The sequence below is a fragment of the Mesorhizobium sp. B263B2A genome (genome assembly GCF_020165775.1).
GTDB lineage: Bacteria > Pseudomonadota > Alphaproteobacteria > Rhizobiales > Rhizobiaceae > Mesorhizobium > Mesorhizobium opportunistum.
The window spans coordinates 20,312-32,236 of sequence record NZ_JAIUIU010000036.1; the positions used below are offsets into that span (position 1 = coordinate 20,312).

Annotated in this window: 11 protein-coding genes; 9 read left to right on the forward strand and 2 right to left on the reverse strand. The window is 64.3% G+C overall.

Features of this window, described 5'->3' with window-relative positions; all coding sequences use genetic code 11:
- Positions 1–184 precede the first annotated feature (184 nt).
- The 6 genes from LB568_RS30910 (at position 185) to LB568_RS30935 (ending at position 5,887) form a co-directional block, all read left to right on the forward strand.
- Positions 185–1,282, forward strand: coding sequence for a putative zinc-binding metallopeptidase (locus tag LB568_RS30910; protein WP_224732155.1), 1,098 nt, complete (start codon positions 185–187; stop codon positions 1,280–1,282).
- Positions 1,283–1,345: 63 nt separating this feature from the next.
- Positions 1,346–1,948 (forward strand): DUF1236 domain-containing protein, encoded by a 603-nt coding sequence (locus tag LB568_RS30915; protein ID WP_013892203.1) that lies wholly within the window; start codon positions 1,346–1,348, stop codon positions 1,946–1,948.
- Positions 1,949–2,419: 471 nt separating this feature from the next.
- A complete protein-coding gene (gene ffh, locus LB568_RS30920; RefSeq protein ID WP_023768384.1) occupies positions 2,420–4,024 on the forward strand; it encodes a signal recognition particle protein in 1,605 nt (534 codons plus the stop codon).
- Positions 4,025–4,031: 7 nt separating this feature from the next.
- Entirely contained in the window at positions 4,032–4,373 is a 342-nt protein-coding gene (locus LB568_RS30925) for a chorismate mutase (RefSeq protein WP_023768383.1), read from the forward strand.
- Between the two features lie 68 nt (positions 4,374–4,441).
- Complete coding sequence (gene rpsP / locus LB568_RS30930; RefSeq protein WP_010912392.1) at positions 4,442–4,843, forward strand: 30S ribosomal protein S16; 402 nt, start codon at positions 4,442–4,444, stop codon at positions 4,841–4,843.
- Positions 4,844–5,041: 198 nt separating this feature from the next.
- Entirely contained in the window at positions 5,042–5,887 is an 846-nt protein-coding gene (locus tag LB568_RS30935; RefSeq protein WP_224732156.1) for an acyl-CoA thioester hydrolase/BAAT C-terminal domain-containing protein, read from the forward strand.
- Positions 5,888–6,036: 149 nt separating this feature from the next.
- On the opposite strand, the gene LB568_RS30940 is transcribed toward LB568_RS30935, so the two are convergent.
- Positions 6,037–6,300 carry a YMGG-like glycine zipper-containing protein gene (locus LB568_RS30940; RefSeq protein ID WP_013892198.1) on the reverse strand — a complete coding sequence of 88 codons (264 nt, stop codon included), beginning with the start codon at positions 6,298–6,300 and terminating at the stop codon, positions 6,037–6,039.
- 307 nt (positions 6,301–6,607) lie between these two features.
- On the opposite strand from LB568_RS30940, the gene LB568_RS30945 reads away from it, so the two are divergent.
- On the forward strand, positions 6,608–7,015 hold the full coding sequence (locus LB568_RS30945) for an ACT domain-containing protein (RefSeq protein ID WP_224732157.1): 408 nt from the start codon (positions 6,608–6,610) through the stop codon (positions 7,013–7,015).
- A 210-nt stretch (positions 7,016–7,225) separates the two neighbouring features.
- Here the strand turns inward: LB568_RS30945 and LB568_RS30950 are convergent, their stop codons facing one another.
- A complete protein-coding gene (locus tag LB568_RS30950) occupies positions 7,226–8,260 on the reverse strand; it encodes an aspartate-semialdehyde dehydrogenase (RefSeq protein WP_013892196.1) in 1,035 nt (344 codons plus the stop codon).
- Between the two features lie 579 nt (positions 8,261–8,839).
- On the opposite strand from LB568_RS30950, the gene LB568_RS30955 reads away from it, so the two are divergent.
- Together LB568_RS30955 and LB568_RS30960 are read left to right on the forward strand one after the other, a co-directional pair.
- Positions 8,840–10,702, forward strand: a complete 1,863-nt coding sequence (locus tag LB568_RS30955; protein ID WP_224732158.1) for a DEAD/DEAH box helicase — start codon at positions 8,840–8,842, stop codon at positions 10,700–10,702.
- Between the two features lie 332 nt (positions 10,703–11,034).
- Positions 11,035–11,919 (forward strand): AraC family transcriptional regulator, encoded by an 885-nt coding sequence (locus tag LB568_RS30960; protein WP_031250732.1) that lies wholly within the window; start codon positions 11,035–11,037, stop codon positions 11,917–11,919.
- Positions 11,920–11,925 lie beyond the last annotated feature (6 nt).

Below are 11,925 nucleotides of genomic sequence, written 5' to 3' on the forward strand. Positions count from 1 at the left end.
CTCTACCGCAATGCTGGCGAATGCCGTGGAATCTGCCTACGATCAAGTGATTATTGTGGCGGGTGCGGCCGAAACCTCGCCGATCCTTCCACCATGTTGCTGAATGGTGTCACGGTCGGGAACGACGCCTGATGATCGGCGTTTGAACGACGTCCTTCCCCCTGATCCGACGATTGAGACCGACATGAAACTCTTCGACTGCCCGCATTGCGGCCACCGTCTCTACTTCGAGAACGCCCGGTGCCTGAATTGCGGGAGTCTCGTGCTCTATGATCCCGGCCATGCGCGCTTTGCGTTGTCGGGCGCCGACGGCGCCTTCCAGTGCACCAACGCCGACGAGTGCGCCTGCAACTGGATGACCGAACCCGGACAGGCTTTTTGCCGTGCCTGCGTGCTGAACCAGCTGATCCCCGATCTCTCGGTCGACGGCAATCGCCGCCGCTGGATCCGGGTCGAGGCGGCCAAGAAGCGCGCCATCTATTCGCTGCTCGCCTTCGGCCTGCCGGTCGCGCCCAAGCAGGCCCCCGCCGACGAGATAGGCCTCGCCTTCGACTTCCTCGCCGATCCGATCGGCGGCGGCCCCGGCGGCGAACGGATCCTCACCGGCCACGACAATGGCCTGATCACGCTCAACGTCGCGGAGGCCGATTCCGCCGAGCGCGAGAAGCGCCGCGTCGAGATGGGTGAGAATTATCGCACGCTGCTCGGCCATTTCCGCCATGAACTCGGCCATTATTACTGGGACCGCCTGATCCGCGACGATCCGCAAAGGCTGGAAGCCTTCCGCGCCTTGTTCGGCGATGAACGCGCCGATTACGAACAGGCGCTGAAGACCTACTATGCCAACGGCGCGCCTCCCGACTGGCAGCAAGACCACATCTCGGCCTACGCCACCTCGCATCCGTGGGAGGACTGGGCCGAAACCTGGGCCCACCATCTGCACATCACCGACACGCTGGAGATGGTCCATGCGCTGAACTTCCCGCTCGGCCGGCTGGAGACGGTGGAGGCCAACGACCTGCCGCAAGGCGACACCGGCGGCGGACTGCAGGCAGCACCTTCGGAACCCGCAAACACGCCCGAGCCCTTCGACAAGATCCTTGCCCGCTGGCTGGTGCTGTCGGAGGCCTCCAATTCGATCAACCGCTGCATGGGCCTGCCCGATCTCTACCCCTTCGTCATTTCGGACGCCACGGCGCGGAAACTGGCCCTGGTTCACGACCTTTTGACCGGCTTGCCGAAAGAACCGGGAACAAATCGTGAGTTGGCGCAAGCGCTTTAGCCGGAACGCATGCGCCGCTGCCCCGTTTTCACCGCCGAGGGACCATGAAAACGGAGAGAAACCATGAAATCCGTATTGTTTCCCGCAGTCGCCGGTATGCTGACCGTGATGTCGGGTTCAGCGCTTGCCGATACCGCCGTCTCGGCGGTCACCGATCTCAACGTTCGCGCCGGCCCCGGCCCGCAATATCCGGTCATCGGCGTGCTCGCCGCCGGCCAGTCGGCAACGCTCAATGGCTGCATCGAGAACAGCAAATGGTGCACCATCGCCGAAGCCGGCGGCCAGGGCTGGGTCTATTCCGACTATGTCACGGCCGATTTCGGCGGCAGCCGGGTGGTGCTGACGCAGCGCCCGCACGGCTCCAGCGTCGCCGTCGTCTCGCCGCCGGAAGACATCGGCGACTACTCGACCGATTATACCGGAGCGATCGTCGCCGGCGAGCCGGTCGATGCCATCCCGCGGCCACCGGCCGAAGTCAGGACCTATGTCAGTACACACCGTCTCGACCCCGTCTATCTGGAAGGCGAGGTGGTGACCGGCGCAACGCTGCCCGACACCGTCGAACTGCGCGAAATTCCGGACTATAACTACCGCTATGTCTATGTGAACGGCCAGCCGACGCTGGTCGATCCGCAGACGCGACGCATCATGTACGTGGTGCGCTGATAAAGACCAGCGGTCGCCGAAGCGGCCGCTGCGACTGCTCCCTTCTCCCCGCCTCTATACGGGGAGAAGGTATCGGCAGGCGGATGAGGGGCAGCGCGGACCTGACGCAATTGTAGCCCTTGCCTTGACTCTTCGGCCGATTTCCTGTCTACACCCCTCGAATTCCGCGACGAGTATCCCTCCGAGCAAGCCGACCAGGACGCCGAAGCCTCTTTGAGGCCAAGTGCTGTAAATCGATCCTGGAGGCCAACATCCGGCAGCGCTGAGCGCCCCCGGGTGCTTTTTGGTTTTGGGCTTTGCTTTTGCTTGGACAGTTGGCGCGAACGCATTACCTCTCGGATCGAACCCGAACCGAGATTGAAGGACGATCGATGTTTGAATCGCTACAGGAGCGCACAAGAGGCGTGGAGGGCCATCGGCCCGACAGGGATTGCTATGAATCCAAGGCGCTCTCGCGCGGCGAGTTGACCAATGTTTGAGTCCCTGCAGGAGCGTCTTGGCTCCATCCTGAACGGCCTGACCGGCCGCGGCGCGCTGTCGGAGGCTGATGTCTCGGCGGCGCTGCGCGAGGTGCGCCGTGCGCTGCTCGAGGCCGACGTGGCGCTCGAAGTGGTGCGCACCTTCACCGACAAGGTGCGCGAGAAGGCCGTCGGCGCCGCCGTGCTGAAGTCGATCAAGCCCGGCCAAATGGTCGTCAAGATCGTCCATGACGAGCTGGTCGACATGCTGGGCGCCGAAGGCGTGGCCATCGACCTCAATGCGCCGGCGCCCGTCGTCGTCATGATGGTCGGCCTGCAGGGCTCCGGCAAGACGACCACTTCGGCCAAGATCGCCAAGCGCCTGACCGAGCGCCAGAACAAGAAAGTCCTGATGGCCTCGCTCGACACGCGGCGGCCCGCCGCGCAAGAGCAGCTGCGCCAGCTCGGCGAGCAGGTCAAGGTGGCGACGCTGCCGGTCATTGCCGGCCAGAACCCGGTCGACATCGCCAAGCGCGCCGTCCAGGCGGCCAAGCTCGGCGGCCATGACGTCGTCATCCTCGACACTGCCGGCCGCACCCATATCGACGAGCCGTTGATGGTCGAGATGGCCGACATCAAGAAGGTGTCGAGCCCGCACGAGATCCTGCTGGTCGCGGATTCGCTGACCGGCCAGGACGCCGTCAACCTGGCGAAAAGCTTCGACGAACGCGTCGGCATCACCGGCCTTGTGCTGACCCGCATGGACGGCGACGGCCGCGGCGGCGCCGCACTTTCGATGCGCGCCGTCACCGGCAAGCCGATCAAGCTGATCGGCACCGGCGAAAAGATGGACGGGCTGGAGGAATTCCACCCCAAGCGCATCGCCGACCGTATCCTCGGCATGGGCGACATCGTCAGCCTGGTCGAGAAGGCCGCCGAGAACATCGACGCCGAGCAGGCGGCGGCGATGGCCAAGAAGATGCAGTCGGGCAAGTTCGACCTGAACGACCTCGCCCAGCAGCTTCAGCAGATGTCGAAGATGGGTGGCATGGGCGGCATCATGGGCATGATGCCGGGCATGGGCAAGATGAAGGACCAGATGGCCGCCGCCGGTCTCGACGACAAGATGTTCGGTCGCCAGCTCGCCATCATCTCCTCGATGACCAAGGCCGAGCGCGCCAATCCCGATATGCTCAAGCACTCGCGCAAGAAGCGCATCGCCGCCGGCTCCGGCACCGACGCGGCCGAGATCAACAAGCTCCTGAAGATGCATCGCGGCATGGCCGACATGATGAAGGCGATGGGCGGCAAGGGCAAAGGCGGCGGCCTGATGCGCGGCATGATGGGTGGCCTTGCCTCCAAGATGGGCCTTGGCGGCATGATGCCCGGCGGCCCCGGGGGGATGATGGGCGGCATGCCCGACCTTTCCAAGATGGACCCCAAGCAGCTTGAAGCCTTGCAGAAGCAGGCGCAGGCCGCGGGCCTTGGCGGCATGAAGGGCCTTCCCGGCGGTCTTCCTGGCGGTAGTGGCCTGCCCGGCCTGCCCGGCGGCATGAAGCTTCCGGGGCTTCCGGGCCTCGGCGGCGGCGGGCTGCCCGGCCTCGGCAAGAAGAAGTGAGGGCGCTATGAACGAAGAAAAAGACATGGCCGACGCACGCACCATCCTGGCCGGCTACCGCGCCTCGATCGACAACATCGATGCCGCCCTCATCCACATGCTGGCCGAGCGCTTCCGCTGCACCAAGGCGGTCGGCGTGCTGAAGGCCGAGCATGGCTTGCCGCCGGCCGATCCGGCGCGCGAGCAGCAGCAGATCGCCCGTCTTCGCCAGCTGGCGCATGACGCACATCTCGACCCCGATTTCGCGGAGAAATTCCTCAACTTCGTCGTCCGCGAAGTGATCCGACACCACGAACAGATCGCCGCTTCGAGCAGCGGCGGGACAAAAAATCCGCTGCCAACGGCGTGACGAAAACCGGCTGAGAAATCTCAGTTGAAATCCAATCAAACGAAATCAGAGCTTTTAGGAGAAAAGAAATGGCACTGAAGATCCGACTGGCCCGTGCGGGCTCGAAGAAGCGTCCTTACTACCACGTTGTCGTCGCCGACGCCCGTTCGCCGCGCGACGGCCGGTTCATCGAGTCGCTCGGCTCGTGGAACCCGCTGCTGCCCAAGGACGGCGAGCGCGTCAAGGTCGACGCCGACCGCGTCAAGCATTGGCTGTCGCACGGCGCCCAGCCGACCGACCGCGTGCTGCGCTTCCTCGACGAGGCCGGCCTTGCCAAGCGCGACGCCCGCTCCAACCCGAAGAAGGCCGAGCCGGGCAAGAAGGCGCAGGAGCGCGCCGCCCTGCTGAAGAAGGCGCAGGAAGACGCCGCGGCCGCCGTCGCGGCTGCTGCCGCCGCTCCGGCCGAGGCGGAAGCCGCCACCGCCGAGTAAAATATTGCTTCATCGCATCGACGAAACGGCGGGCCTGTGCCCGCCGTTTTGCTATTATCCGGCAATGCCACGGTGGCATTCAATGCATGTCGCCCAAAGTGATCTCGGCTTTGGGGGGACGACATGCATAGAAACAAGGACCTGAAGCGCGTCGCATGAATCCGGCTCGACGCGACACGCTTTAGGCCGATGGAGCGGATGGGCGAACGGGCAATCACGGAAGACATCCTGTCCGGTGGCGTTGCCGGAAAGCTGTTGCGATGCGCCGATGCCACGACGGGCGTCGTTGTCTTGAGCGGATCCAGCGGCCGCGTCGACGTCGCTCGCGCGCGGCTGTTTGCCAGGCAAGGGGCGTCGGCGCTCGCTCTCCGCTGGTTTGGCGGCGAAGGCCAGGTTCCCGGCATCTGCGAGGTCCCTCTCGAGACGTTTTTCGCCGCAACCGCCCATCTCGCCGGACTGGGATGCCGGCGCATCGTCTATGTCGGCACGTCCAAGGGTGCCGAAGCATCCTTGCTCGCGGCGGCCCATGATCCGCGCATCGATGCCGTGGTGGCGATCAGCCCGACATCGGTGGTTTGGGGAAACATCGGGCCGGGCCGCGACGGCATCGCCTGGCCTGAACGATCGTCGTGGACCCTGGAGGGGCTTCCATTGCCGTTCGTTCCAACCGACCCGAACTGGAACGCAAGCCATGTCGACGGCCTGGTGTCCTACCGAGAACTCTTCAAGCACTGCCTGACAAATTTCTGGGAGGAAGCGGCCAGGGCCGCCATTCCGGTCGAGGCAATCCCGGCCGAGATCGTGCTGGTCGCGGGCGGCGACGATGCGCTGTGGCCATCGCTGGATTTCGCCGAAGCGATCGTTCAGCGCCGAAAGGATGCCGGAAAGGCCACACGCCTGGTTTCAGCGCCCGACGCTGGCCACCGCATCCTCTTGCCGGGGGAAACCACCTCACGTTCGATATCCCACGCGCATGGCGGCAACGATCGCGCCGATGCGGATCTCGGCCGGGAAGCCTGGGAATACATCCGAAAACTGCTCTGACTCTTTGTTCTGCCGCAATTCCCAAGGGAAAGCGCTATGCGCTTTTCCCCGAAAAACCGTCTCACGCTTTTCCTGGAATTGCTCCGATTTATCCATCTTATGAAAACGGCGGGCCCGGGCCCGCCGTTTTGATCTCAGCCCGGAGGCAATCAATAGCCGCTCGGACAGCGGTCGACATAGACCCGACCATAGCGGTCGCGGTATCGGCACTTGCCGCTTTCGCTGGCATGGCCGATCAGCGCGCCGGCCACGGCACCGACTGCGCCCCCGACAACCGCGCCCTGCACCGGATCGCCCGCAACCGCGGCACCGACCGCGGCACCGCCAAGGCCACCCACGGCAGCGCCTTTTTCCGTCTGCGAACATGCGCCGAGCGCCGTCGCCAACACCAGAATGGTCAAGATTTTCGTCATCTTTTCGTTCCTCTCACACGCGGATCGCCGTCTCGCCGCCTGGTTCTTAACTCTCAGACGGCTAATTTGATCCCGAGGAGAACAAAGATCGCGATGCCGCCGGCTCGACAAGCGGTAGCGTGCCGTGCCGGTCATGCGTCGGTTTCGCGCTTCAGATTGGCGAGGCCGACCCCAAAATCCCCGCCGATCAACGAAATTGGCTATTGGCGAAAGCGGAAGCGACATCCGGGGTGCTGTCCCTCCAGCTTCACATCGCGACTATCGGCATTCATCGCTCGCGGCTATGGATGCATCCGGTGAGGAACAAATGACTGGCGAAACCGACCTGAAGACATTGCTGGCATCGATGACGCCGGAATTGCTGGATGGCATTTATGTCTTCGCCACGCTGGCGCCTGGAATTCCCCAGCCGGAAGGCCTCGAACCGCTCATGATATTCCGCGAGCGCGAGGGCACGACACTGATCGTGCCCGAGGCGGCGGCCCATGCCGCCGGGCTGGCCGCCTCGTTCCGCTGCCGGATGATCACGCTGAACATCCATTCGTCACTGGAAGCAGTCGGCTTCCTCGCCGCCATCACCACGCGGCTGGCAACCGCCGGCATGGGCGTCAATCCGGTCTCGGCTTTCTACCACGATCACCTGTTCGTCCCCGCCGGACGGGCCGAGGAGGCAATGGAGCTGCTGCGGAAACTGGCCAAGGAGAACAGAGTTTAGCGCGGCGGCCATTGGCGCGACTGACGTCGATTGAGAGGAAAGAGGGACAGCGCCCCCCTCTGTCCTGCCGGACATCTCCCCCACGAGGGGGGAGATTGGCTAACGGCCGCAGGCCGAGCCCGCGACCGCGGGCCGCCGGTCGTCCGGCGCCCTCGCGGAGGGCCAGCCGCGCAAGCGGCGGTGCGGCCCGTGAGCGATAACAAAGACCCGTCAGGCCGCCTTCTTCTTCGGCTGGATCAGGCCGCGCTCGACCAGCAGCTCGGCGATCTGCACCGCGTTGAGCGCCGCGCCCTTGCGCAAATTGTCGGAGACGATCCACATCGACAGGCCGTTGTCGACGGTCGAATCCTCGCGGATGCGCGAGATGAAGGTGGCGTCTTCGCCGGCCGATTCCAGCGGCGTGATGTAGCCGCCGTCCTCGCGCTTGTCCAAAACCTGGCAGCCGGGAGCATCGCGCAGGATATCGCGCGCCTCGTCGGCGGTGATCGGCTTCTCGAACTCGATGTTGACCGCTTCCGAATGGCCGATGAACACCGGCACGCGCACGCAGGTCGCCGTCAGCTTGATCTTGGGGTCGAGCATCTTCTTGGTCTCGGCCACCATCTTCCACTCTTCCTTCGTGAAGCCGTCGTCGAGGAAGACGTCGATATGCGGGATGACGTTGAAGGCGATGCGCTTGGTGAACTTCTTGACGTCGACCTGGTCGGCGACAAATACCGCGCGCGTCTGCGTGAACAGCTCGTCCATGCCTTCCTTGCCGGCACCGGACACCGATTGGTAGGTCGCGACGACGACGCGCTTGATGGTGGCGGCATCGTGCAGCGGCTTCAACGCCACGACCAGCTGCGCCGTCGAGCAGTTCGGGTTGGCGATGATGTTCTTGCGCGTGAACAGCGAGATCGCGTCCGGGTTTACTTCCGGCACGATCAGCGGCACGTCCTGGTCGTAGCGGAAAGCCGACGAATTATCGATGACCACGCAGCCCTGCTTGCCGATCTTCGGCGACCATTCCTTGGAGACGTTGCCGCCGGCTGACATGATGCAGATGTCGGTGTCGGAAAAATCATACTGGTCGAGCGTCCTGACCTTCAGCGTGCGGTCGCCGAACGACACTTCCGTGCCCTGGCTGCGCCGCGAGGCGAGCGCCACCACTTCGCTTACCGGAAAGCCGCGCTCTTCCAGTATGTTGAGCATTTCCCGACCCACATTGCCCGTGGCGCCGACGACTGCAACCTTGAAACTCATCGAAATCTCCTGTCCCTCTCCGCTTGGTTTTTGGAGAAAACCCGCCGGCCAATGCGGGTTCCGTCCCCCGGGCCGGACCCGGGAGAGGGTGGTTAGGCCAAGGGAATCACACCGTTTTGGTGGTGGTTTTGGCCATGGTTTTAGGGGAGCGGTAAGACGCGCGAACGCGCCCAGCCAGATGATTGTGGCCAGGGAGGTCGAATGCAATAAAAGCCATCAAAAGGCCGCGCATCGAAATGATCCCGTTCAGTGGCGGCTTTTACGCGGTTTGGTAAAAGAGTCAATTGCGTGTGCTGCTCTGCCTTCTCCCCCTGTGGGAGAAGGTGGATCGGCGCGACAGCGCCGAGACGGATGAGGGGTGCTCCAGCGGAGTGAGGCGTTGGTGTTCCCTGGAGCACCCCTCATCCGTCGCCTTCGGCGACACCTTCTCCCACAAGGGGAGAAGGAAGGCCGGTGCCGCTTGCCCTGTACAAGAGCGGCGGCAGGAAGTACGAACGGCCAAGATTGTTTGGCTGGCGATGCCGGCCCCGGCTCGTGCTCCCATGATGAGCGCAGAACCCCGAATTCCGAAAGAGCAAGATGTCCAACTTCGAAGCACTTGTTCCCGCGCTTGCAAAGGCGCTGGAAAAACGCGGCTATTCCGACCTGACCCCGGTTCAGAAGGCCGTCCTGGAGCTCGGCCAGGCCGATGCGCTGGTCTCGGCGCAGACCGGCTCCGGCAAGACCGTCGCCTTCGGCCTTGCCATGGCGCCGACGCTGCTCGACGGTGCGGACCGCTTTGCCCCAGCCACAGCGCCGCTGGCACTGGCCGTCGCGCCGACGCGCGAACTGGCGCTGCAGGTGACGCGCGAACTGGAATGGCTCTATGAGCTGACCGGCGCCACGGTGGCGTCCTGCGTCGGCGGCATGGACATGCGCACAGAGCGGCGCGCGCTGGAGCGCGGCGCCCACATCGTCGTCGGCACGCCCGGCCGGCTGCGCGACCACATAACCCGAAACTCGCTCGACATGTCGGCGCTGAAAGCCGTCGTGCTCGACGAGGCCGACGAGATGCTCGATCTCGGTTTTCGCGAGGATCTCGAATTCATCCTCGACGCAGCCCCCGCCGAGCGCCGCACGTTGATGTTCTCGGCCACCGTGCCGCGCTCGATCGCCACGCTCGCCCAGGGCTATCAGCGCGACGCCGTGCGCATCTCGGCCGCCGGTGAGGAAAAACAGCATCTCGACATCGAGTACCGGGCGCTCAGCGTCGCCCCGGCCGACCGCGAGAACGCTATCATCAACGTACTGCGTTTTTATGAGGCGAAGAACGCGCTGGTGTTCTGCAACACGCGCGCCGCCGTCAATCATCTCACCGCGCGCTTCAACAACCGCAACTTTTCGGTCGTGGCGCTGTCGGGCGAGCTCAGCCAGAACGAGCGCAGCCATGCGCTGCAGGCGATGCGCGACGGCCGCGCCAAGGTCTGCATCGCCACCGATGTCGCGGCGCGCGGCATCGACCTGCCCAATCTCGAACTGGTCATCCACGCCGACCTGCCGACCAACCCGGAAACGCTGCTGCACCGCAGCGGCCGCACCGGGCGCGCGGGGCGCAAGGGCGTCAGCGCGCTGATCGTGCCGGGCAGCGCCCGCCGGCGCACCGAACGCCTGCTGCAGAGCGCCAAGCTGACCGCGACATGGGCAAGCCCGCCATCGGCCGACGACGTGATGCGGCGCGACGACGAGCGCATCCTTGCCGATCCGGCCTTCGACGAGCCGGTCAAGGACGACGAGCGCGCCTTCATCGACGCGCTTCTCAGCCAGCATGGCGCCGAGCAGGTGGCCGCCGCCTTCGTGCGCCAGTGCCGCGCCAGCCGCTCGGCGCCCGAGGATCTGATGGATGTGGCACCCTTCACGCCCTCGCGTGAAAGACCGGCGGGCGAAGGTTTCGCGCGCCGCGACGAAGCGCCCAGCCGGCGCGACGATTTCGGCGCCAGCGTCTGGTTTTCGCTGTCGATCGGACGCCGGCAGAATGCCGAGCCGCGCTGGCTGATCCCGATGCTGTGCCGTACCGGCAGCATCTCGAAGCGCGAGATCGGCGCCATCAAGATGCAGCCGGAAGAGACCTTCGTGCAGATCGCCGCCGACTGGGCCGATCGTTTCCTGACGGCGATCGGTCCCGACCGCAAACTGCAGGGCAACATCGTGGTCAAGCGGCTGGACGGCACACCGGACCTGTCGCGGGCCGGCTACCAGCCGCCAAGCCCCGACAAGAAGCCGCATCGCGGCAAGGCGCCGTTCGACCCCAACGCACCGAAGCGCAAATTCGAGAAGCGCGCACCGGCAGCCGAACGCCCCGCCGCCGCGCATGAGGCGAAGCCGGGGGCGAAGAAGCCGGGCAAGCCGAAATTCGACAATGCCGGCCCGCCGAAGCACAAGAAGGCGAAGAAGCGGCCAGGTTGAGCATGATGCCGAAAAGTATGTGAAACGGGTTCCCGTCCGGAATCGCATCAAAGCCAAGAGATAGAGTGGGTTGCCGTTTCCGTGAAACGGTGAACCGCACTCGCGCTGTCATTTGGATGTCGCCGCCTTGTGCTGCCGCGATGGCATCCATCATGCGGCCTCCGCCTTTCACCAGCGCACAACGCGATTGTGGCTGATCGTGCGCGAGCCGTAGCGCGCTGGCAGACCGCGCCATGGCGTCCAGGCCCTGTTGATCCATGCCAAAATCGCAAGATCGGTCGAGCGCGACATATCCGGAAAGGCCTAGTTGGTGTCGCCACGGAGGAAGAGCGTTGAAGGCAGCACTTGAAAACTACCAAGCCCGAATGCAGCGGGTGCTGGACCACATCGACCAGCATCTGGATGACGATCTGGGCCTGGAGGCGTTGAGCGGTGTCGCGGCGTTCTCGAAATACCATTTCCATCGGCAGTTCACGTCCACCTTCGGGTTGTCCGTGCATCGCTATGTCCAGCTCGCCCGCATGAAGCGCGCTTCATACAGGCTTGCCGAAAGTGACACCCAAAGCGTCACCGATATCGCGATGGATGCCGGCTACGACGCGCCGGATGCCTTCGCACGCGCCTTTCGGCAACGGTTCGGACAATCGCCCTCGTCGTTCCGGAAATCTCCCGACTGGGGGTCGTGGCTTATGGCCTTCGGGCCCCTCGAAAAAGCAAGGAACACGCTCATGCAGATAATTTTTGATCACACCGACGTGACGATCCGCGATGTGCCCCCGACGCCGGTGGCGATCATGGAGCATCGCGGAGACCGGGCGACGCTCCAGGACACCATCCAGCGGTTCATCGCCTGGCGTAAGGCCGCGGGCTTGTCGCCCGAGACAAGCCCGACCTTCAACGTCTTTCGTTCCGAAAGGGAACCTGCGGTTCCGGCTGACTATAGCATGGACATCTGTGCCGGGACCGACCAACCGATCGAGGCGAATGACGCGCAGATGAAGGCTGGCGTGATCCCGGGCGGACGCTGTGCGGTGCTGCGCTACCCCGGCAATACCAACAATCTCGAACCCGCAGCACTTTACCTTTATCGTGAGTGGCTTCCTGCCAGCGGCGAGGAAGCACGCGACTTTCCAATCTATTGTCAACGACATCTGTCCCACTTCCCGGAGGGGCCGCTACGCGAAGTGGTCGTTGAACTCTTTCTGCCTCTGAAATAGCTCGGC

Excerpts from the sequence above, each read along its gene's own strand:
- LB568_RS30910 (WP_224732155.1), top strand. The coding sequence starts at position 185 with ATGAAACTCTTCGACTGCCCGCATTGCGGCCACCGTCTCTACTTCGAG.
- LB568_RS30915 (WP_013892203.1), top strand. The coding sequence starts at position 1,346 with ATGAAATCCGTATTGTTTCCCGCAGTCGCCGGTATGCTGACCGTGATG.
- ffh (WP_023768384.1), top strand. The coding sequence starts at position 2,420 with ATGTTTGAGTCCCTGCAGGAGCGTCTTGGCTCCATCCTGAACGGCCTG.
- LB568_RS30925 (WP_023768383.1), top strand. The coding sequence starts at position 4,032 with ATGAACGAAGAAAAAGACATGGCCGACGCACGCACCATCCTGGCCGGC.
- rpsP (WP_010912392.1), top strand. The coding sequence starts at position 4,442 with ATGGCACTGAAGATCCGACTGGCCCGTGCGGGCTCGAAGAAGCGTCCT.
- LB568_RS30935 (WP_224732156.1), top strand. The coding sequence starts at position 5,042 with ATGGGCGAACGGGCAATCACGGAAGACATCCTGTCCGGTGGCGTTGCC.
- LB568_RS30940 (WP_013892198.1), bottom strand. The coding sequence starts at position 6,300 with ATGACGAAAATCTTGACCATTCTGGTGTTGGCGACGGCGCTCGGCGCA.
- LB568_RS30945 (WP_224732157.1), top strand. The coding sequence starts at position 6,608 with ATGACTGGCGAAACCGACCTGAAGACATTGCTGGCATCGATGACGCCG.
- LB568_RS30950 (WP_013892196.1), bottom strand. The coding sequence starts at position 8,260 with ATGAGTTTCAAGGTTGCAGTCGTCGGCGCCACGGGCAATGTGGGTCGG.
- LB568_RS30955 (WP_224732158.1), top strand. The coding sequence starts at position 8,840 with ATGTCCAACTTCGAAGCACTTGTTCCCGCGCTTGCAAAGGCGCTGGAA.